Origin of the sequence: Aeromonas sp. EERV15, from assembly GCF_900079845.1 — a bacterium.
GTDB classification, from domain to species: Bacteria; Pseudomonadota; Gammaproteobacteria; order Enterobacterales; family Aeromonadaceae; genus Aeromonas; species Aeromonas sobria.
Genome location: NZ_FKKY02000001.1, coordinates 275,324 through 296,311, shown reverse-complemented (window position 1 = coordinate 296,311; position 20,988 = coordinate 275,324). Strand labels below are relative to the sequence as shown.

23 protein-coding genes are annotated in these 20,988 nt (G+C 56.0%); 14 read left to right on the top strand and 9 right to left on the bottom strand.

Going from position 1 to position 20,988, the window contains the following annotated elements:
* Nucleotides 1-94 precede the first annotated feature (94 nt).
* Nucleotides 95-643: a SecY-interacting protein Syd gene (locus BN4575_RS01310; RefSeq protein ID WP_068976814.1), complete on the top strand. Its 549-nt coding sequence runs from the start codon at nucleotides 95-97 to the stop codon at nucleotides 641-643.
* Nucleotides 644-737: 94 nt separating this feature from the next.
* On the opposite strand, the gene BN4575_RS01305 is transcribed toward BN4575_RS01310, so the two are convergent.
* The 5 genes from BN4575_RS01305 to BN4575_RS01285 form a co-directional block, all read right to left on the bottom strand.
* Nucleotides 738-1,523, bottom strand: coding sequence for a Zn-ribbon-containing protein (locus BN4575_RS01305; protein WP_068976813.1), 786 nt, complete (start codon nucleotides 1,521-1,523; stop codon nucleotides 738-740).
* Between the two features lie 3 nt (nucleotides 1,524-1,526).
* Nucleotides 1,527-1,823, bottom strand: coding sequence for a hypothetical protein (locus BN4575_RS01300; RefSeq protein WP_068976812.1), 297 nt, complete (start codon nucleotides 1,821-1,823; stop codon nucleotides 1,527-1,529).
* 84 nt (nucleotides 1,824-1,907) lie between these two features.
* On the bottom strand, nucleotides 1,908-2,144 hold the full coding sequence (locus BN4575_RS01295; protein WP_068976811.1) for a DUF2789 family protein: 237 nt from the start codon (nucleotides 2,142-2,144) through the stop codon (nucleotides 1,908-1,910).
* A 73-nt stretch (nucleotides 2,145-2,217) separates the two neighbouring features.
* Nucleotides 2,218-2,517: a DUF3301 domain-containing protein gene (locus BN4575_RS01290; protein ID WP_042020053.1), complete on the bottom strand. Its 300-nt coding sequence runs from the start codon at nucleotides 2,515-2,517 to the stop codon at nucleotides 2,218-2,220.
* A gap of 105 nt (nucleotides 2,518-2,622) precedes the next feature.
* Nucleotides 2,623-3,675, bottom strand: a complete 1,053-nt coding sequence (locus tag BN4575_RS01285) for a DUF3549 family protein (RefSeq protein ID WP_068976810.1) — start codon at nucleotides 3,673-3,675, stop codon at nucleotides 2,623-2,625.
* Between the two features lie 21 nt (nucleotides 3,676-3,696).
* On the opposite strand from BN4575_RS01285, the gene BN4575_RS22020 reads away from it, so the two are divergent.
* The 7 genes from BN4575_RS22020 (at nucleotide 3,697) to ptsG (ending at nucleotide 10,387) form a co-directional block, all read left to right on the top strand.
* Nucleotides 3,697-3,843 (top strand): hypothetical protein, encoded by a 147-nt coding sequence (locus BN4575_RS22020; RefSeq protein WP_172953935.1) that lies wholly within the window; start codon nucleotides 3,697-3,699, stop codon nucleotides 3,841-3,843.
* A 56-nt stretch (nucleotides 3,844-3,899) separates the two neighbouring features.
* Entirely contained in the window at nucleotides 3,900-4,235 is a 336-nt protein-coding gene (locus tag BN4575_RS01280; protein ID WP_042020055.1) for a YqcC family protein, read from the top strand.
* Nucleotides 4,232-5,020, top strand: coding sequence for a tRNA pseudouridine(65) synthase TruC (truC, locus tag BN4575_RS01275; RefSeq protein WP_068976809.1), 789 nt, complete (start codon nucleotides 4,232-4,234; stop codon nucleotides 5,018-5,020). Before BN4575_RS01280 ends, truC begins: the two co-directional genes overlap by 4 nt.
* 103 nt (nucleotides 5,021-5,123) lie before the next feature.
* Complete coding sequence (locus BN4575_RS01270; protein ID WP_068976808.1) at nucleotides 5,124-5,564, top strand: flavodoxin; 441 nt, start codon at nucleotides 5,124-5,126, stop codon at nucleotides 5,562-5,564.
* 542 nt (nucleotides 5,565-6,106) lie between these two features.
* Nucleotides 6,107-7,468 carry a maltoporin gene (locus BN4575_RS01265; protein WP_068976807.1) on the top strand — a complete coding sequence of 454 codons (1,362 nt, stop codon included), beginning with the start codon at nucleotides 6,107-6,109 and terminating at the stop codon, nucleotides 7,466-7,468.
* A gap of 91 nt (nucleotides 7,469-7,559) precedes the next feature.
* Nucleotides 7,560-8,531 carry a MalM family protein gene (locus tag BN4575_RS01260; RefSeq protein ID WP_068976806.1) on the top strand — a complete coding sequence of 324 codons (972 nt, stop codon included), beginning with the start codon at nucleotides 7,560-7,562 and terminating at the stop codon, nucleotides 8,529-8,531.
* Between the two features lie 425 nt (nucleotides 8,532-8,956).
* On the top strand, nucleotides 8,957-10,387 hold the full coding sequence (ptsG, locus tag BN4575_RS01255; protein WP_068976805.1) for a PTS glucose transporter subunit IIBC: 1,431 nt from the start codon (nucleotides 8,957-8,959) through the stop codon (nucleotides 10,385-10,387).
* Between the two features lie 277 nt (nucleotides 10,388-10,664).
* Here the strand turns inward: ptsG and BN4575_RS01250 are convergent, their stop codons facing one another.
* From BN4575_RS01250 to map, 4 genes are all read right to left on the bottom strand, one after another.
* Nucleotides 10,665-11,048, bottom strand: coding sequence for a DUF3461 family protein (locus tag BN4575_RS01250; RefSeq protein ID WP_042020063.1), 384 nt, complete (start codon nucleotides 11,046-11,048; stop codon nucleotides 10,665-10,667).
* A gap of 125 nt (nucleotides 11,049-11,173) precedes the next feature.
* Complete coding sequence (gene dapD, locus BN4575_RS01245) at nucleotides 11,174-12,001, bottom strand: 2,3,4,5-tetrahydropyridine-2,6-dicarboxylate N-succinyltransferase (protein ID WP_005338581.1); 828 nt, start codon at nucleotides 11,999-12,001, stop codon at nucleotides 11,174-11,176.
* A gap of 174 nt (nucleotides 12,002-12,175) precedes the next feature.
* Entirely contained in the window at nucleotides 12,176-14,812 is a 2,637-nt protein-coding gene (glnD, locus tag BN4575_RS01240) for a bifunctional uridylyltransferase/uridylyl-removing protein GlnD (RefSeq protein WP_042020065.1), read from the bottom strand.
* A gap of 86 nt (nucleotides 14,813-14,898) precedes the next feature.
* Nucleotides 14,899-15,687 carry a type I methionyl aminopeptidase gene (gene map, locus BN4575_RS01235; protein WP_068976804.1) on the bottom strand — a complete coding sequence of 263 codons (789 nt, stop codon included), beginning with the start codon at nucleotides 15,685-15,687 and terminating at the stop codon, nucleotides 14,899-14,901.
* Nucleotides 15,688-16,058: 371 nt separating this feature from the next.
* Between map and rpsB the strand changes: the two genes are divergently transcribed.
* From rpsB to BN4575_RS01205, 6 genes are all read left to right on the top strand, one after another.
* Complete coding sequence (gene rpsB / locus BN4575_RS01230) at nucleotides 16,059-16,787, top strand: 30S ribosomal protein S2 (RefSeq protein ID WP_042020069.1); 729 nt, start codon at nucleotides 16,059-16,061, stop codon at nucleotides 16,785-16,787.
* Between the two features lie 104 nt (nucleotides 16,788-16,891).
* Nucleotides 16,892-17,773 carry a translation elongation factor Ts gene (gene tsf / locus BN4575_RS01225; protein ID WP_042020070.1) on the top strand — a complete coding sequence of 294 codons (882 nt, stop codon included), beginning with the start codon at nucleotides 16,892-16,894 and terminating at the stop codon, nucleotides 17,771-17,773.
* Nucleotides 17,774-17,844: 71 nt separating this feature from the next.
* The gene (pyrH, locus tag BN4575_RS01220) at nucleotides 17,845-18,579 is read left to right on the top strand and encodes a UMP kinase (RefSeq protein WP_042020071.1); all 735 of its coding nucleotides are present in this window, start codon (nucleotides 17,845-17,847) and stop codon (nucleotides 18,577-18,579) included.
* Nucleotides 18,580-18,680: 101 nt separating this feature from the next.
* The gene (gene frr / locus BN4575_RS01215; protein ID WP_042020072.1) at nucleotides 18,681-19,238 is read left to right on the top strand and encodes a ribosome recycling factor; all 558 of its coding nucleotides are present in this window, start codon (nucleotides 18,681-18,683) and stop codon (nucleotides 19,236-19,238) included.
* A gap of 72 nt (nucleotides 19,239-19,310) precedes the next feature.
* Entirely contained in the window at nucleotides 19,311-20,087 is a 777-nt protein-coding gene (gene uppS, locus BN4575_RS01210; RefSeq protein WP_068976803.1) for a polyprenyl diphosphate synthase, read from the top strand.
* Nucleotides 20,088-20,114: 27 nt separating this feature from the next.
* The gene (locus BN4575_RS01205) at nucleotides 20,115-20,972 is read left to right on the top strand and encodes a phosphatidate cytidylyltransferase (protein WP_042020075.1); all 858 of its coding nucleotides are present in this window, start codon (nucleotides 20,115-20,117) and stop codon (nucleotides 20,970-20,972) included.
* Nucleotides 20,973-20,988: the final 16 nt, after the last annotated feature.

Genomic DNA, 20,988 nt, shown 5'->3' with positions numbered 1-20,988 from the left:
ATCGGGCGTCGAACGGCTGTGGTCGGGCAGCCTTGTCTGTCACCCTGATTGATGGTGCAATAGCGGACTTTGCCAGCAATTGTGGGGATTTTCGATGTCGGATCAAGTTTTGTCTGCCCTGGAGCACTTTTTTGCCCGCTGGCAACGGGATGGCGAGGCCAGAAGAGGCCTGCCCTTGTGCGAGTGGGAGGCGGACTGGCGTTCCCCCTGCCAGCTTGGTGAGCCCGCTGATGGTCGGGTGGCCTGGCGCCCGCACCATCGCCCCGAGCCTGCCGATTTTACCGCCATGGCCGCAGCCCTTGAGCTGACGATTCACCCCGGTGCCATCGCCCTGTTTGGTCACTGGTTCAGCCGCCCCATCCCCTGCCTCTTCAAGGGGCTGCGCCTTGAACTGATCCTGCCATGGAACGACGCGGATCTCGACCTGCTCAGGGAGAACCTCATTGGCCACCTGTTGATGCTGCGCAAGCTCAAGCGCGCCCCCTCCATCTTTATTGCCACCACCCGCAACGAGATGACGCTCATCTCACTGGATAACGAGAGTGGTCAGGTGTGGTTGGAGTGGCTCGATTCTGGCCGTCGCCTGCCGCTGGCCCCCTCTCTGCCCGCGTTTCTTGAGCGGCTGGAGACCTTGCCGCAATAAGCGCGCCCGTTACCTGTTGGTCAATGAAAAAGGCCTTGCCGAATGGCAAGGCCTTTTTGTTAGCGGAGTGAGTCGATGCCCGTGCGAGCGAGGCTCAATCCTTGAAATCCCAAGATAGATTAGAGACCAGTCGGCAGCTGTCGCACTTGAAGTCGAAGATCTCGTGCAGCGGCGCATCCAGCGCCCACTCACCGCCACAGCTGGGGCAGGGGCGCGCCTTCTCCTCGGCGGCGCTCAGACCACCGACCCGGTAGAGGTAGTAGTAGGTGGGGATGCCGCTCAGCACTTCCAGCCGCTTGGCAAGATCGCTACCACGCCGGTAGAGGCGGCTGCCCACCTCGCCAATCTCGTGCAGCGCCGCATGTTCGGCGATGGAGCCGTTCATCTGCAGCTGATCGCAGGCTTCCCAATCCTCCTGCCACTTGATGATCTGTTTCTGATCGCCATTGGCGACGGCGGGTAATTGGTAGAGCGGGATGGGGGCGAAGTGATCGCCACAGCGCAGCGGTGAACAGGTGTGCAAAAAGCTGGTGTAGAGCAGCATCCAGCTCGGCCGCTCACCCTGCTCGCCACAAGGGTCGGTACTGTCTGAAAGTAAATCTGCCCCCTGCAACTGCAGTTTCGGTGCCAGCAGTCCGGCCTGATTGAGCTGCTGTTCAGCCAGTTTTACCTGATCGCTCTGGTTGTCCGGGTGCAGGCTATCTTGCTCCGGGCAGACCACCCGGCTGACGAAATAGCCTTCTTGCATGCTGGTGGGGAACTCCCGCCCGAGGATCTGGCCCTGATAGCGCAGCATGTCGAGGTAGTTGACGATGGCCCGTTCGGCCTCGCCAAGGGAGGTATCGCGGTAGCACTCAAAGCAGAGTTCGACGATATACATGGCTCAGCGCTGTCCCTGCTGGATGAGCAGGTCGGTCAGCCGATCCACCTTCTGTTCGATGCGCGCGAGCTGCTCGCTCAGCTGTTGCAGGGTGAGCTCAGGTGCTGGCTGGGGCGCAACTTCCGGTAGGCTCTCACGCTCGTGAGACGCGGCTGGCTGCTGCTTCCACTGGCTCAATACTTTCAGCAACTCGGCCATCGGCACCGGCTGGCTTAAGCGCGCTTTGACCATTGCGGTGGTGGGGGTGAACCCTTTGGCGGCCAACTCGTTGGCAATTCGGATGATCTCGTGGGCGGACATAAGCATGCTCTGGGTGAGAAGGGGAGGGCGATATCGGGGCGGGATCTTAACCAAAGCCGGCTGGGGAGGAAAGGGGTGGGCGGCTTAGCGGGGCTGGCGCAGCATCACATCGAGCAGGTCGATCGCCTCGCACCAGTCGGAGTCGTGCCACAGGGCATCGCGCAGAAAGCTGGCCTGAGCGGCGCTCCAGAAATTCGCCTCCGGCAGCAGAGTTTGATTGTCGAGGTGATGGTCGTGCACAAAGCGGTGCAGGCTCAACTCGTCGTTGGCCATCCCGAGCTGGGCAAACAGGGCTGGCAGATCGTGGACAAGGGGTTCCATCTCGTCTCTCCCTTAACTCATTGCTGAGATTATAGTCAGGCGCGCCCCCTTGGCGCAGAGACGAGACGGGGGATCAGACAGAGGGCATGCGATGTGGTGGTAGATCGACTCCCACGACGTGCAGACCCTGCATCTTGAGGGTGCCCTGATAGTGGCTCTCGCCATCACTGGAAAATTCAAACTGGTAGTGGGTCAGCAGCCGCAGGGGATGGCGCGCCAACTCACGACGGCTGCGGGCCAGTGACAGCAGTTGCAGATCATGGTGCTGGCAGTAGCGGCGCATATATTGCCAGGCCAATTCAGCCTGACGGCGTTGCAGCCAGAACAGACCGGCAACGGCAATTAGCAACAAAATGGCGAGCATATCTCCCATAGGCGGGCTTCCTTATCGTGATGTCGATAACCGGGAGTCCTGTTTGGCACACCCGGTTTCCTTGTTATTTTTTATTCCGTCGCCATTCCCCGTGGTGCCAGGGGATCAGGCTGAAGCAAACAGGCGGCCAATGGCCTTGCCCAGCGCATCGCTACGGTCGGGGTCGCGCAGTCTGGCCAGCATATCATTGCGCAGGGCCGGTAAAGTGACCAACTCGGCAAAAACCTGATTGAAGAACTGGGTCGGTTGCAGTGCCAGCTGTTCCAGATAGTCGCTGAGCAGATTGGCATCTTTCAGATCGGTCCAGAGTCGACCAGCAATGGCGAGCAGCAGTGCCGGGCTCGGTTGGGTTTGCAGCAGAGTCAGCAGTTTGTTGCTGCGCAAGGTGCTACCGGGGCAGGAGGCCATGGCGCGGCACAGATAGGCCAGGGTCTCTGGATTGGGGGAGGCGCACTCCTGTTCCTTGCCGATCCGCTCAAGCAAGGCCCCTTGTACTGCCGGTGGTAGTGGGGCGTTTTCAAGGCTCTGGCACAAGGCATAGAGCGGCTCGTGTGGCAGTTTGGGCAACGATTTGCAGACCAGCGCCAGATTGCGTTCGTCATGCAGCCGTTCGGCCAAATCGGCAAAGCCCTGCAGCCCCAGCGCTTGCCAACCGCTGTCGTTGGGGGCGGCCAGATAGTGGCAGAGGGCATCGAAATAGGCTGACGGTGCCTGCTCCAGCTGGCGGGCCAGCTTGGCGTGCAGACTGGCCATCTTGGCCTCTGCCGGGCGGAAGGTGTAGGGATTGTCAGCCAGGCGCTGGGCCTTCTCTTCATCCAGCTCGCCGGTGAGCTGGTAGCCCAGGGTCTCCACCACCTGATCCATAAACAGCTTGGGGCCGTTTGACATCAGCAGGCCGCGCTCATCGAGGGCAAACTTGAGGAACCAGAGGTAGTGGCGCGATTCGCTCGGCTGGAAGAAGTGCACGCCAAGCCAAGCGTGCTGTTGTAGCGGCCAGGGGTAGGGTTCCTGCTGTTGTTCGATGCGGACAAAGGTATCGCTTGCCAGTGGCCGCACCTGGCGGCCCATGTCAAACAGCTGGAACTGGGTGCCAGCCTGGGTCAAAAATTCGGTCAGAGTATTGATGGGGGTATTGATGGGCGTTGGCGTCGCAGACATGGTGAGATCCAGCTAAGGGTGATGCGGGCCGATTATAAGGCCCTTGCCGTGGATAGCCAGTGGCAGCAGTCGCTGGATACGGCAGAGATCAGCATGGCAGCGCTGCGGGGGGCGGTGTATAGTAGCGCCCTTTTTTACCGGCAGCTGGCCACCAAGGTCGTCGCTTGAGCTGGCATCTTACCAGCCATACCGGATCACTCTGTGGTAATGAGGATGAGTACGAGATGAATCAATATTTGCTGGTAGCCGGCCTGTTGGGGGAACTCACCGCCGAATTGCAACGCCTCGAACGCTGGCAAGCTGAACATCCCGCTGACGATGCGTTGGCAAGCACTCTGCCGTTTTGTGTCGATACCCTGAGCTTTGACCAGTGGCTGCAGTTTGTGCTGATCCCGCGCATGGAGCAGTTGGTGATGCTGCAGGCACCGTTACCGACCAGCGTCTCCCTCTATCCCATGGCCAGCGAAGTCTATAAAAACGATCTGGTCGAGGCAGAAGCGCTGCTGCGCCTGATCGCCCGCTTCGATCTGCTGCTCTCCGGCAAAGTGGCTGAGCAATGAGTGTTGCAGCCGTGACCGCTGAGCCAGTCGTGGAAGAGCCATCACTCAAATTAACCCTGCTCTATCAGGATGAGTGGCTGGTGGCAGTCAACAAGCCCTCTGGTCTGCTGGTGCACCGCAGCTGGCTCGACAAGGCGGAGACCCGTTTTGCCATGCAGATGACCCGGGATCTGATCGGCGGTCGCCATGTCTATCCGGTGCACCGGCTCGATCGCCCCACCTCCGGGGTACTGCTGTTTGCCCTCAGTCCCGCTGTGGCGCGAACCCTGACCGAGGCGTTTACCCATCGTCAGGTACACAAAGAGTATCTGGCGCTGGTGCGGGGCTGGGCGCCCGAGCAGGGGGTGATCGACTATCCCCTCAAGGAGCAGCTCGATAAAATTGCCGATGCCATGAGCGCCCCCGATCGTCCGGCGCAAGATGCCGTCACCACCTTCCGTCGCCTGCATCAGGTCGAGCTGCCTCACGCGGTCTCCAAAAAGCACCCCACCAGTCGCTACAGCTTGGTCAAATTGTTCCCGAAAACCGGCCGCAAGCATCAGCTGCGTCGCCACATGGCTCACTTGTTCCATCCCATTGTTGGCGACACCAGCCACGGTGATGGCCGGCATAACCGTTTCTATCGCGAGCAGTATGGCTGTGAGCGACTGCTGCTGGTGGCCCGCACCTTAAGCTTTACCCATCCGGTGCTCAAGGTACCGATGCGTATTCAGGCCCCCCTTGGCCCGCAGCTGTTGCAGCTTTTTGCGGAACTGGGCTGGCCCGCCAGCGAGAGCGATTACTAAACCCCTGTTACCCGGCCCCTATCGGGTGGCATCTGACGCCAGCTTGCTGATAGAGTTGCTCAAGAGCGTTGCTCAAGATAGCGACTAAAGCAGGGAGCAGAAAATGGCACAGATCGATATCGTGGTAGGGAGTGTCTATGGCGCAGCCATGCTGGTGGCCGAGACGCTGGCAGATGAGCTGGAACGCAAGGGCCATCACTGCACTCTGTATGAAGAAGCACGGCTGACGGACATCGACCCCAGCCGTTTTTTATTGCTGATCAGTGCCACCACAGGGCAGGGGGATATTCCGCCCAACCTGCAACCCTTTGCCACTGAGCTCGCTGACAATGCGCCCTGGCTCAAGGGGTTGCGGTATGCCCTGATTGCCATGGGGGACAGCAGCTACACCCATTTTTGCGGCGCTGGCCGCCACCTCGACGGGTTGCTGCAGGAACTGGGGGCCGCGCGGGTTGTCCCCCCACTGGAACTGGATGCCACCCTGCACGATGAACCCGAACGGGTGGCGCTCGGCTGGTTGCAAAACTGGGATATTCAACCCTGAATATTCTCTGAAATAGAGCCATATCAATCCCCTGATCTTTACCCGGCAGGGGATTGTTATTTGCACAAATGTCATCTCACTCAGCAAGCATATTTCCCATTCTTATTGTCGATAGTGGCGGATGGATATTTTCCCCTTTTTGTATTCCATCGGCGTAATGGTTTCAAGCGCACCGCGGACCCGTCGTCCAAATAAAAGTTCAATCTTGAAAGCGATCTCAGTCATGTTTTTGTCATTCAATCGTAAAATAACGACTTTGGTTCTGCCGCGAATTAATTGTTGGTAACGCTTTCAAGTTTATTGGGATTGCTTGGTTTGTGTTTTTATTGGTTACTCGTTGCATTGATTGTTGGTTTTTTGCTGGCTGGTGTTGTGGCGATCGTTTGCCGAGCGATTTGTCGCCATTTTGTGAGTCTGCTCATATTTGTGGTGTGCCCCACTCCCTATAATCGACCTCGGTTATCACCAACAGGATTACGTGGTGATAAGAAGTTAAATATTAAGGATCACACTCCTCACTGCGGGAAATAAGGAATATGACAATGAAAATGAAGTGGCTCCCGATTGCAGCAGCTGTTACTGCCGCCCTGGCTTCCCAAGCCGCCTTTGCCGTAGATTTCCACGGTTACATGCGTTCCGGTGTCGGTGTTTCTGGCGATGGCGACATGGTCAAATACAACGTCAATAAAGTTGGCCGTCTGGGTAACGAAAACGATACTTATGGTGAAGTTCAGCTGGGTCAGGAAGTTTTCAACAAAGATGGCAAGACTTTCTATGTTGACTCCATGTTTGCCATGACCTCCAACGGTTCCAACGACTGGGAAGGTACCGGTACCGTTTGTAACTTTGATGCCAAGCAGTGCAACGGTGATTCCGACTTCGCTCTGCGTCAGTTCAACGTACAAGCTAAAGGCCTGCTGAACTTTGCACCTGAAGCAACCCTGTGGGCTGGTAAGCGTTACTATCAACGCCATGACATCCACATTTCCGACTTCTACTACTGGAACATCTCCGGTGCTGGCGCTGGTATCGAAGGCATCCAGGCTGGTCCGGGTAAAGTCTCTTTCGCATGGGTACGTAATGACCGCAGTGCAAAAGATGTATTCGGCGAGTACACCAAAACCGGCGTAACCAAGAAAGATGTTTTGGATGCCAATGGTAATAAGACTGGTAATTACATTGAAGAGTCTACTTATACCAAGAACGAAGATCTGAATGTCAACACCCTGGACCTGCGTTATGCCGGCATCCCGTTGTGGAATGAAGCTTCTCTGGAATTGGGCGTAGATTACGCTCTGGTTAATGAAACCAATGATCAGAAAGCGCTGAAAAAAGACCCGAAAAATGGTGTCATGTTGACAGCTGAGCTGACTCAAGGCGTGTTGGGTGGTTTTAACAAGACTGTGCTGCAATACGGTACCGAAGGCTACTCCAAAAACATGGCTTTCTACGGTGATGGTTCCTGGTACGGTGCTGAAGCCAAAGATGGTGCTGATGGTTATCGCTTGATCAACTGGGGTGTGATCCCGATGGGTAACTCTTGGGAGATGGGGCACCAGTTGGTCTACGGTGTAGGCAACGAGATGTGGGATACCAACGACAAGTATGAAACCATGTCTGCCGTTGTTCGCCCGATGTACAAGTGGGATGACTTCAACAAGACCATCTTTGAAGGTGGTTACTTCAAGGACAAGAACAAGTCCACCAACGGTACTACCGAAGATGATTCCGGTTACAAGCTGACTCTGGCACAAGCCTGGTCTGCCGGTTCCAGCTTCTGGGCCCGTCCGGAAATCCGTGTGTTCGCCTCCTACCTGGCTAACGACGAAGACAAGAAAGTCTTCGAAGGCAATACTTCCAAAGACACCTACCAAGTTGGTGTTCAAGCAGAAGCTTGGTGGTAAGCAAAAGTTTAAGTTAAGTTAGTGACTGCCCCCTTATGGGGGCAGTTTTGTTTCGCCGGATCACGGCCACCGGATTATGGAGATAAGAAAAATGAAACGGGTAAAAATGTCTATCGCAGCCGTAATTACTGCGCTACTAACCGGTTGTGCCGGGAACATGGTGGTTCCTCTGCAAGAGCATGGCTCGATCTTGAGCGATGCAGATCAAGCCAAGCAAGCGTTGGCCAAAGCCTCAAGCTGCTGTGTGGTATTTAAAGATTTCAGTTATGCCCCCTTGTCTGAAGGTGAGACCTTGCTGGCCATTGATGGCAAGCAACCCACTTTTCAGTTTGATGAGGGGATGAGTTACTTTGCGGCTTATCGCCTGCCGACCAACACCGGTAATCTGGCGATCAGCCTGGCATCACAGGTGAGCAAAACCGTGATGGTTCCCAAGGTCATTATGCTGGATTCCGAGTTCAAGGTGACTCGCGTCCTAGGTGAGTCAGTATTCAGTTATCAGCCTGCTCACTTGCTCGATAACGACCGTATCGAAGGGCGTATCTTTGTTGACCGCAGCATGCCTGGCAACCCTGCCAGCGAAACATACATGATCGTCTATGCGTCCGCGGATCAGCTCGCTGGTAGCACCACAATCCTACACCCCTCAAAAGCTTTTGCTCGAGCTAATGGTACCGTGGAGCCAGATATCAAGGATCCGGTGATCCCGCATTCTCCTTGGGGGCTGGTGCAGATCAAAGTAAAAGACATGGCAAAAGGAAGTGGCCTTGAAGCTGTATTCAAACCCGAATATGCCGACAAGGTTGCCATGAGCCAAGGTCAACAGGCTGCGGGGATCACTGCAACAGCCGCTGTCACCACGACTGCTGCCGTTACTGTTGCTGCCAAGCCTGCTCCTGTCATGCTGAATGAAACCGAAGCCTTCTATCAGAGCCAGATCGAAAAAGCGGTCAAGGCGGGGGATATCGACAAGGCGATGAAGCTGGTTAACGAGGCCGAGCGGGCCGGTTCAACCAAAGCGAAAGCGGTGTTTGTCGATGCGGTAAAACGCTCGCAAAAATAGTGTTTCAGTGTTCTCTGTTAGCACAATATATTTATGAAGAGGCCTCCCTTGTTGGAGGCCTTTTTAATCGGTAGACTGTAATAAATAAAACCAGTCAGTTACACTTGGTTACGTTTTGAATCATTGCGACTTAATTGGTTTAAGTAAAATACAATCAGAAACTGTAGTTTATATTTATTTGTAATAGAGTAATCATGAGGGTTTTTAACTTATAATTTTATGGTTATTTAGCCTTTAGACAAGTTGTGATCTCCCCTCCAAATTCAATATTCCCCCTTCTTCGAAAGCAGCAATTTACGACTCGCTGGGTTATATTCTGATGGTCAAAATAAACAAACCCGACTCGAAGATGTTTGGATGTAAATATTGCTATCTCATCCAGATAAATCGTTCAGGGAAGACGATCCATTCAGGAGCATACACACATGATGAAAAATGCGTTTTCTAATCTGCAAAAGGTTGGTAAATCGCTGATGTTGCCGGTATCCGTATTGCCAGTAGCAGGTATTCTGCTCGGCGTCGGTGCTGCAAACTTCAGCTGGTTGCCAGAAATTGTTTCCCATTTGATGGAACAGGCCGGTGGCTCTGTATTCGGTCAGATGGCCCTGCTGTTCGCCGTCGGTGTGGCCCTCGGCTTTACCAATAACGACGGTGTTTCCGGTCTGTCAGCCATCGTTGGCTACGGTATCATGACCGCTACCTTGTCCGTGATGGCGCCAGTGATGGGTGTTGACAAGATCGACACCGGTGTCTTGGGCGGTATCCTCGCCGGTGGTGTCGCCGCCTGGGCGTTCAACCGTTTCTACAAGATCCAGCTACCAGAGTATCTGGGCTTCTTCGCGGGCAAGCGTGCCGTACCCATCATCACAGGTTTCGTATCTATCGGCCTGGGTGTGATCCTGTCGGTAATTTGGCCGCCAGTTGGCGCTGCCATCGGTGCCTTCTCTGACTGGGCTGCCAACCAGAACCCGGTACTGGCTTTCGGTATCTACGGCGTAGTTGAGCGTTCACTGATCCCGTTCGGTCTGCACCACATCTGGAACGTGCCTTTCTTCTATCAGGCTGGTACCTGTGTTAACGCTGCCGGTGAAACTGTTCACGGTATCATGACCTGCTTCCTGACTGCTGATGACGCTTCCCGCGCTGCCGGTAACGGTTTTGGTCAGCTGGCTGGTGGCTACCTGTTCAAGATGTTCGGTCTGCCTGCTGCTGCGTTTGCTATCGCTCACGCTGCCAAGCCGGAAAACCGCGCCAAGATCGTTGGTATCATGGCCTCTGCCGCCCTGACCTCTTTCCTGACCGGTATCACCGAGCCGATTGAATTCTCCTTCCTGTTCATCGCTCCGGTACTTTACGCAATCCACGCTGTACTGGCTGGTCTGGCCTATGTGCTGACCAACTCCCTGGGCGTGGTACATGGTCACACCTTCTCCAACGGCTTCATCGACTTCGTGGTGCAATCTCCGCGTGCCGACAACATGCTGCTGCTGGTAGGTCTGGGTCTGGTTTACGCTGCCATCTACTACATAGTCTTCAGCTTCGTTATCCGTGCCATGAACCTGAAAACCCCAGGTCGTGAAGACGAAACTGCTGAAGAGACCGTTAGCCAAAGCAAAGACGAGTTGTCTGCTGCACTGGTTGCCGCCTTCGGTGGTAAAGAGAACATCGCTTCTCTGGATGCTTGCATCACCCGTCTGCGTGTTGGCGTGAACGATGTTGCCAAGGTTGACCAGGCTGGTCTGAAGAAACTGGGTGCTGCCGGTGTGGTCGTGTCTGGTTCCGGCGTACAAGCCATCTTCGGTACCAAGTCCGACAACCTGAAAACCGATATGGACATCTGGATTAAGAGCAACTAATTCTGTTGCCTGAATATCTGCGTGTTTGAAGAGGGAGGCGAAAGCCTCCCTCTTGCTATTTCTGCCGCCCAGCGACTTGGCGCTGTTCGATCTGCACAGAGGCAAGGATTGGCCTGCCAACAACTGACCTTATGATTCTGGGGGGGGGGCAGGCACAGGCTGGTTGTAACTGGCTTATCCTGTTGGTCGTGAGTGTGCAAAGGCCGAGTCTGCCAATGAAAGTGCTCGCCAATAAAAAGAGCGCCAGAGTGGCGCTCGGATAATCGTGGGGCAGGGGTTAGAGTTTCTCCAGATCCCGCTCAATATCTTTGATTTTGTTCTGTACCACTTTTTCCAGATGGCGCAGATCGCGCAGGATCTTTTGTTTGATATCCGGATCGGCCTGCTGATGGACGCCTTGAGTCAGGTTGTCGAGCTCATCCACCACATACTTGAGGTTGGCATTGATCTCGGTGACATCCTTGTACTCATGGGTACCGGAGTCGACCAGCATGGTTTTGCGCTGGCGGGGGTACTTGAATTTGACACTCTTGGCGAAGAACTCCCCTTTCTGCTTCTTGAAGTAGATCTTGAGGATGTCGTGGTTGGCCTCCTGGCGCAGGGTGTAGCTGTCGACGGAGGTGGGCTCCTGGATCCCCAGGCTCTTCAGATTCTCGTACATCAGGCTTCCTCGGTTGAAACGATCCTGTCCCGTCAATCTTAACCGAAGCCTGATGGCTTGCCTGTGACAGGGGCGCCAAAATCAAAAGGGCGCCATCAGGCGCCCTTTCATCACAGCAACGCTTATTACTCGTCGATGGAGCGCAGCAGAGCGTTGATGCCGACTTTGGCGCGCGTCTTGGCATCGACCTTCTTGACGATCACCGCAGCGTACAGGCTGTACTTGCCGCACTTGGAGGGCAGGGAGCCGGAGACGACTACTGAGCCAGCCGGTACGCGGCCGTAGTGGATCTCGCCGGTTTCGCGGTCATAGATGCGGGTAGACTGGCCGATGAAGACGCCCATGGAGATCACGGAACCTTCCTCGACGATCACCCCTTCAACCACTTCGGAGCGGGCACCGATAAAGCAGTTGTCTTCGATGATAGTCGGGTTGGCCTGCAGCGGCTCCAGTACGCCGCCGATGCCGACTCCGCCGGAGAGGTGGACGTTTTTACCGATCTGGGCGCAAGAGCCGACGGTGGCCCAGGTATCGACCATGGTGCCTTCATCAACGAAGGCGCCGATGTTGACGTAGGAGGGCATCAGCACGGTATTGGGGGCGATAAAGGAGCCTTTGCGGGCCGTTGCCGGCGGTACCACGCGCACACCCGCTTCCTTGAACTGTTCGGCGGTGTAGTTGGAGAACTTGAGGGGAACCTTGTCGTAGTACTGGGCATCGTCGCCCTTGATGATGCCGTTGTCGTTGATGCGGAAGTAGAGCAGTACCGCTTTCTTCAACCACTGATGGACAACCCACTCACCGGCGATCTTCTCGGCAACCCGCGCCTTGCCGGAGTCCAGCAGGTCGATGGCTTGCAGGATGGCGGACTTGGTGGCGCTATCCACGGAGCCCGGAGTAATGGTGTCGCGGCGCTCGAAGGCCGCTTCAATGATCTGTTGCAACTCGGTCATGACAGGTTTCCTTTAAAAAATTCTGTTTGTTGTATCACACTTTTCCGACTGTTTTTAAGGGGTTGACCGGAATTCTTCCGGCCAGCGACCATTTCTTCATCGAGTGTGCGCCAACCATTTGTTTGGCATGGCAAAAAACGCCCGATAACCAGCCTCTTTCGAATCACAGTCCGCTTAATCCAGCACCGACTGCTGTGGGTTGAGCTGGTGTACCAGCCGCTCTTCCAACTGCTGTTGCTGCTCGGTGGTCAATGGCTCGCCATCGAGGCTGGTCAGGCTGAAAAAGTCCTCGACCCGCTCGCCAAAGGTGGCAATTTTGGCGGCATGCAGCGACAGTCCGCACTGCTGGAATACCGCGCCGATCCGGGCCAGCAGGCCGGGGGTATCGAGGGCGGTCAGCTCCATCAGGGTGTGGCGGCTTTCCCCTTTATGAGGCAGGAAGACCACCCGGGTCGGTACGCTGAACTGGCGGTGGCGCCGCGACAGCGGCTTGTTGCGCAGCACCAGCTTGCCCGGTTCCTGCAGCGCCTTCTCCAGCGCCTTCTTGATGGTGGCGGTGCGGTTGGGGCTGATGGGTTCGCCGCTCGGCTCCAGCACCACGAAGGTATCGAGCACGAAGTTGCTGCGCGAGTTCATGATCTGGGCGTCGTGGATGTTGAGGTTCTTCTGATCGAGCGCCGAGGCCACGGTGGCAAACAGATTCGGGGTATCGCGGCAGTAGATAAACACCTCGCTGCCACCGCGGGTCGGGTGTTTGCCGATGATCACCAGCGGCGCCGGATTGTCGCCATGCTCGATGATGTGGCGGCAGTGCCAGGCGATCTGCTCCGGGCTGTGACGCAGGAAGTAATCTGCCTTGAAATCGGCCCAGAGCTGGTTGATCGCCTCTTCCGGTACATCCCGCTGCGCCATAAATTGCTTGGCTTGACGCTGGTTTTCGCGAATGCGCAGCCGCATGTCGGGCGGGTTCTCCAGCCCCTGGCGCAGCGCCTTCTGAGTCGCGAAGTAGAGCTCCCGCAGCAGGGTGCCCTTCCAGTCGTTCCACAGGGTGTCGTTGGTGGCGCAGATATCGGCCACGGTGAGGCAGTAGAGCAGGTCAAGATGCTGCTCGTCGCGCACCTTCTGGGCAAAATCGGTGACCACGTCGGGGTCGTAGATATCGCGGCGCTGGGCGGTGACCGACATCAACAGGTGGTGGCGCACCAGCCAGGCGACCAGTCGACTCTCGTAGCGATCCAGACCGTGCAGCTGGCAGAACTCCAGCGCATCGACGGCGCCGAGTTCCGAGTGATCGCCACGCCGCCCCTTGGCGATGTCGTGGAACAGGGCGGCGATGCTGAGCAGTTCCGGTTTGCGCAGCCGGGTGAATACCTCGTGGCAGAGCGGGTGGCTCTGGCGACTGGCCGGATTGGGAAACTGGTTAATGTTCTTGAGCAGCCGGTGGGTGTGCTCATCTACCGTGTAGGCGTGGAACATGTCGAACTGCATCTGGCCGACGATCAGGTTCCATTGCGGCAGATAGGCGGCAAGGATGCCGTACTTGTGCATCAGGGTCAGCGGCAGGCCGATGCCGTTGGGGTGGCGCAGCAGCGCCATAAACAGGCGGCGGCAATCAGGCAAATCCTGTAGCCAGTTGTTGAGCTTGCGGCGCGCCTCGCGCAGCTGGCGCAAGGTGGCCGAGTGAATACCCGCTATCTCGGGATGCTGGGCCATCTGGTAGAAGAGGCGCAAGATGGCGGCCGGTTCACGGCTAAACAGCTCCGCATCCACCGCATCGATGAGGCGGCCACGGATCTGGAACTCGTCAGATAGGCGGCGTACATCCATGGCGGTGTTGCCGAGGATCGCCTCGTCAAACAGCTGCAGCAGCATCTCGTTAAGCTCGGAGACCCGCCGCACCGTCTGGTAGAAGCGCTTCATCATCTGTTCGACCGGGCTGTTGCCGTCCCCCTCGAACCCCAGCATCTGGGCCACGGTGCGCTGGCGATCGAACAGCAGGCGGTTATCCCCCTTGTTGATGGCCATGTGCAGGGCAAAGCGCACCTTCCACAGGAAATTCTGGCAGTCGAGCAGCTCGCGGTACTCGGCGCGGTTGAGAAAGCCGTGGCTGGTCATCTCGAACAAGGTGGTGGCACCGAAGTGGCGGCGGGCGACCCAGGCCAGGGTCTGAATATCCCGCAGACCGCCCGGATTGCTCTTGAGATCGGGCTCCAGCTTGTAAGCCGTGCCGAGAAATTGCCGATGACGCTCCGCCTGCTCCTGCCGTTTGGCGCGAAAAAAAGCTTCGCTCGGCCAGAAGTGCTGGGGTTTGGTCGCCTGCTTGAGCTGCAAGAAACCCTCTTTACGGCCGGTAATGTAACGGGCCTCGATCAGGTTGGTGGCCACAGTGATGTCGGCGCGGCCCTGTTCAAGGCACTCGGCCACGTTGCGCACGGCCTGACCCACCTCCAGCTTGAGGTCCCACAGCAAGGTGATGAACTCACCGATCCGCAAGCCCAGCACCTCGTCCAACTCCTCTTCTTCATAGAGCAGCAGCAGGTCGATGTCGGAGTGGGGGTGCAGCTCACCACGGCCATAGCCCCCCACCGCAATCAGGGTCAGCTCGCTCTTGTCGAAGCCGAACTTTTGCCACAGCCGAATGAGCAGCTGATCCATATATTCGGAGCGGGTAGCGACCAGCTCGATGATATTGTCACCGGCATCGAAACGGGCGTGCAACCAAACGAGAAAGCGGCTGAGATACTCTTTGCAGTTGTCGCGGGTGAGCTGATCATCGGGCAACAAATGGGGGGAAAGCAGGCTGGCGTCCATGGCATCTCACACGCAAGTGGCAGGCAAATGGCTGAAACAGAAGTAAAAACCCCGGCGCTTTGGGAGTTCAGGGCCGGGGTTCGATGTTAGCTGTGTTTGATGATGTGGTCGATAGTGTCATCGGGGCGCAGGGTGAGCACCTCACAGCCATCCTCGGTCACCAGCAGGGTGTGCTCCCACTGGGCGGAGTCGCCGCCATCCTTGGTGGTCACGGTCCAGCCATCCTTCGGATTGACCTTGCAGTGATACTTCTTGCTGTTGACCATAGGCTCGATGGTGAAGCACATGCCCGCTTTCAGCTCCAGCTTGCCGCTGTTGCGGTAGTGCAGGATCTGCGGCTCTTCATGGAAATCGCTACCGATGCCGTGGCCACAATAGTCACGTACCACCGAGAAACCAGCCTGCTCGACGATAGGCTGGATCACTGCACCCAGCTCGGTGATGCAGGCACCCGGACGCACCTTCTTGATGGCAGCGTACAGACTCTCCTGTGCGACCTTGCACAGTTTGTTGCGTAGCGGGGTGGTCTCGCCCACCACAAACATGGCCGAGGTATCACCGTGGTAGCCATCTTTGATGACAGTGATATCCAGGTTGATGATGTCGCCATCACGCAATTTTTTGTGGTTCGGAATGCCGTGACAGATCACATCATTGACCGAGGTGCAGATGGATTTGGGGAAGCCGTGGTAGTTGAGCGGGGCCGGAACCGCCTGCTGCACGTCAACCATATAGTCGTGGCAAATGGTGTTCAGTTCATCGGTGGTGACGCCAGCTTTGACATGGGGCGCAATCATGACCAGCACATCGGCGGCCAATTGGCCGGCAACGCGCATCTTTTCAATCTCTTCCGGTGTCTTGATTTTAATGGACATGGGATCTCTCTTGCGGCCTGCCGCTGGTGCCGAACACGGCAGACAGGACAGGTAATGAAAAATAGATGCGTTTGCAATCAGGGCAAAATTTTATCCGCAACCCCCGCGTACTTCCAGTGTGATTGTCATCACAACGTCAAATCGGCACTGCAGCCTGTTCGGGCGGGATCCATTTTTACACCTGTTTTGGTGGTCACTTGGTGGTGTCTCGAGCAAAGTTATGGTATAAAGCGCGCCGGAATGGGGAACTTGCGTCCGCATTTCATCACCCTTAATCAATAACACACACACATCGACACATATACCGGGGTGCCTTAACGGGTCGGTTATATGGGATGTGTGGAGGCCTAACCCCAATACAGAGGTATAAAATGGCTAAAGTTTCTATGCGCGACATGCTGCAAGCCGGCGTTCACTTCGGTCACCAGACTCGTTACTGGAACCCGAAAATGAAATCCTACATCTTCGGTGCCCGCAGCAAGGTTCACATCATCAACCTGGAAAAAACCGTTCCGTTGTTTGACGATGCTATGAACTTCATCAGCTCCGTAGCTGCCAAGAAAGGCAAGGTACTGTTCGTTGGTACCAAGCGTGCCGCCGCTGAAGCCGTCAAAGATTCCGCTGAGCGTTGCGACCAGTTCTATGTAAACCACCGCTGGTTGGGCGGTATGCTGACTAACTGGAAAACCGTTCGTCAGTCTATCAAGCGCCTGAAAGATCTGGAAATCCAGAGCCAGGACGGTACCTTCGAAAAGCTGACCAAGAAAGAGGCGCTGATGCGTACTCGCGAAATGGAAAAGCTGGAGAAGAGCCTGGGTGGTATCAAGAACATGGGTGGCCTGCCTGACGTTCTGTTCGTTGTCGATGCCGACCACGAGCACATCGCTATCAAAGAAGCCAACAACCTGGGTATCCCGGTCGTTTCCATCGTTGATACCAACTCCAACCCGGACGGCGTTGATTATGTCATCCCGGGTAACGACGACGCTATCCGTGCCGTACAGCTGTATCTGAATGCTGCTGCTGACACCGTACTGGAAGCTCGCGAGCAGGACATCGTTGTTCAAGCTGAACAAGATGGCTTCGTTGAAGCTCAGTAAGTGATAAGGACTGTAAAGCCCTTATTAACCAAGCTGATGTAAATTGGTTAGCAGGGGCCCTTGTGGCCCCTGTTTCTTGTCAATTGAAGACCGAGGAAACTGGAATGTCTATCGTTACCGCCGCCCTGGTAAAAGAACTGCGCGAGCGCACCGCCGCTGGCATGATGGATTGCAAAAAAGCACTGACTGAAGCCAATGGCGACATCGAGCTGGCAATCGAAAACATGCGTAAATCTGGTCAGGCCAAAGCCGCCAAGAAAGCCGGTCGTATCGCTGCTGAAGGCGTTATTTTCGCCCGTACCGAAGGCAACATCGCTGCCATGATCGAGCTGAACAGCGAAACCGACTTCGTCGCCAAAGATGCCAGCTTCATGGCAATGGGCCAGAAGATCGCTGATATCGCTGCAACTCAGAAAATTTCTTGCATCGATGCGCTGAAAGCTGCTGACTTCGGTAACGGCGAATCCGTCGAGCTGACCGTTACCAACCTGATCGCCAAGATCGGTGAGAACATGAACCTGCGTCGCGTGATGCTGGTTGAAGGTGACAACCTGGGTACCTATGTTCACGGTTCCCGCATTGGTGTTATCACCAAGCTGACCGGTGGTTCCAGCGAGCTGGCCAAAGATCTGGCCATGCACGTTGCTGCCAACAGCCCACAGTTCGTCAAGCCTGAAGACGTGTCTGCTGACGTCGTTGCCAAAGAGCGCGAAATTCAGATCGACATCGCCATCAACTCTGGCAAGCCGAAAGAGATCGCCGAGAAGATGGTTGAAGGCCGCATGAAGAAGTTTACCGGTGAGGTTTCCCTGACTGGTCAGCCGTTCGTGAAGGATCCTTCCATGACCGTTGCCGAGCTGCTGAAGAAAGAAGGCGCTGACGTTGTCTCCTTCACCCGTTTCGAAGTGGGCGAAGGCATCGAGAAGCAAGAGAACGATTTCGCTGCTGAAGTAGCAGCTCAAGTCGCGGCCGCTCAGAAGGCTTAATCGAACCGGTTTTTCCGTTTCCCCAGACCGCGACTTATGTCGCGGTCTTTATATGACCAGGAATCAGTGACATGAGTACCAATCCCAAGCCTGCATACAGACGTGTTCTTCTGAAGTTGAGTGGTGAAGCCCTGCAAGGATCCGAGGGTTTTGGCATTGATCCAGCGGTGCTGGAGCGGATGGCCCAAGAGATCAAGGAACTGGTTGAGTTGGGTGTTCAGGTCGGTCTGGTCATCGGTGGTGGCAACCTGTTCCGTGGTGCCGGTCTTGCCAAAGCGGGCATGAACCGCGTGGTGGGCGACCACATGGGTATGCTGGCTACCGTGATGAACGGTCTGGCCATGCGTGATGCCCTGCATCGTGCTTATGTGAATGCCCGTCTGATGTCGGCCATCTCCCTGCAGGGCGTCTGTGATTCATATAGCTGGGCCGAGGCCATCAGCCAGCTGCGCGCCGGCAAAGTGGTGATCTTCTCTGCCGGTACTGGCAACCCCTTCTTTACCACCGATTCTGCGGCTTGCCTGCGTGGTATCGAGATCGAAGCTGACGTGGTGCTGAAAGCCACCAAGGTCGATGGTGTATACAACGAGGATCCGGTTAAGAATCCGGATGCCGTGCTGTATCATGAACTGGGTTATGATGAAGTTCTTGAAAAAGAGCTCAAGGTAATGGATCTTGCTGCGTTTACCCTGGCGCGTGACCACAATTTACCGATCCGGGTGTTCAACATGAACAAACCGGGTGCGTTGCGCCGGGTTATCATGGGTGAGCCGGAAGGCACGCTGATCCACCACGTTGGTAAGTAAGATAACGGCAAGCCACCAGGCGCTCTTATCCTATCCATCACGTCAGTAAATAAGATAGACACGAGCCGTGTGACGGCTCGTTCGCCAAAAGGAAAATCACTGTGATCAACGAGATTAAAAACGATGCCAAGGACCGTATGGGCAAGAGCGTAGAGTCGCTCAAGACCCAGATGTCCAAGATCCGCACTGGCCGCGCTCATCCAAGCTTGCTGGATGGTATTCAGGTTGAGTACTACGGTTCTGCCACTCCGCTGAAGCAGTTGGCCAACGTGGTTGCGGAAGATGCTCGCACCCTCTCCATCTCCATTTTTGACCGCTCGATGATCCAGGCGATAGAGAAGGCAATCCTGACCTCTGATCTGGGCCTGAACCCGTCCAGCAATGGCCAGACCCTGCGCGTTCCTTTGCCTGCGCTGACTGAAGAGCGTCGTCGCGACCTGACCAAGATCGTTCGTGGCGAAGCAGAAAATGCCCGTGTTGCGGTGCGCAACATCCGTCGTGATGCCAACGCTGATCTGAAAGCGCTGCTGAAAGACAAAGAGATCTCCGAGGATGACGACCGTCGTGCCCAGGAAGAGATCCAGAAGCTGACCGACTCCTACGTCAAGCTGGTCGATGAGGCCCTTGCCGTAAAGGAGAAGGAGCTAATGGAAATCTAAGCCTTCGAAAGGTATATTACGAGCGCCGTGTAGTGCCCCTGCACGGCGCTTTTGTCTTTGTAGGAGAATTACATGTCACTTTTGGCTGCGTTGGGTGATTGTGCCAACTCGTCTTTGCCCCGTCACGTGGCCATCATCATGGACGGTAACGGCCGCTGGGCCCAAAACCGTGGCAAGATGCGGGTTTATGGTCACAAGGCGGGCGTCAAGTCGGTGCGCGAGGCCGTCACCTTTGCCGCGCGGGCCAAAATAGATGCGCTGACCCTGTTTGCCTTCTCCAGCGAAAACTGGCGTCGTCCGGCGGGGGAAGTGAGTGCCTTGATGGAGCTGTTCATCGCGGTATTGAGCCGGGAAGTGCAGAAACTGCACAACAACGGGATCCGGCTCAAGGTGATTGGTGATACTGCTCGCTTTAGTGAGCGGTTGCAGGCCAAAATCGCCAAGGCGGAGGCCCTGACCGCCAATAACAAGGGCTTGACCCTGAATATTGCGGCCAACTATGGCGGCCAGTGGGATATCGCTCAAGCGGCCCGCCGGCTGGCCAAGGCCGTGGCAGCCGGTGAACTGGCTGCCGATGATATTGATGAGTCCATGTTGACCCGCGAGGTTTGCATGGCCGATTTACCGCCGGTGGACCTGTTGATCCGTACCGGTGGTGATCATCGCATCAGCAACTTTGTGTTATGGCAGCTCGCTTATGCCGAGCTCTATTTTACCCCGGTATTGTGGCCTGACTTCAACGAGGCCGAGTTCAGTGAGGCAGTTGCCTCCTTCGTGGCCCGCGAGCGTCGCTTTGGCTGTACGGGTGAACAGATACGGGAATTGATCGCCGAGCAGCAGACCGGCTAAACCCCGCTCCCAAGAGAGAGGTTTCTTTTGCTAAAACAACGAATTATTACTGCTTTGATGTTGATCCCCCTGGTGTTGGGGGCGCTTTTCTTTCTGCCATTGAAATTTTTTGCCCTGTTGGCTGCGCTGGTGTTTTTGTTGGCCAGTCGTGAATGGAGCGGGTTTGTCTTTGCTACCCCGCAGCAATGGTTACCCATAGTGTTTTGCCTGTTACTCGGTGCCAGCCTTTTTTGGTTGCCGGTTGAGCAACTCTGGGCACCTCACTTGCATCCCATCGTAATGGGAGTGCTCTGGACTGCGGCCAGCTGGTGGTTGCTGGGTCTGCTGTTGGTGCTGCGCTATCCCCAGAGCGCCAAACTGTGGAAAGAGTCGATTTGGCTCAAGTCGCTGTTTGGTCTGGTGACCCTGGTGCCTTTCTTCTGGTCGCTGGTCGCCATTCGTGGTTACAACTTTTACCATGACCCCATGATGGGGGCCTGGATCCTGTTGTTCGTGATGGGATTGGTCTGGGCGGCAGATTCTGGCGCGTATTTTTTCGGCAAGGCGTTTGGCAAACACAAGCTGGCACCAGCCGTCAGCCCGGGTAAAACCATTGAAGGAATGTGTGGTGGCCTCTTCACCGCCAGCCTGCTGGCCATCGGTGTGACCTGGTGGATGGGGTTTGTGCCTGCCAAGATGGGGATTATTCTGTTTTGCTCCCTGCTGGCGGTGTTGGCGTCGGTGCTCGGCGATCTGACGGAAAGTATGTTCAAGCGGGAAGCGGGCATTAAAGATTCTGGCACCTTGCTGCCTGGTCACGGCGGTATTCTCGACCGGATCGACAGCCTGACTGCTGCCCTGCCGGTATTTCTGCTCAGTTATCTGCTACTTGGTCAGGAGTTTTGATGTTCAGCTTGCTGAT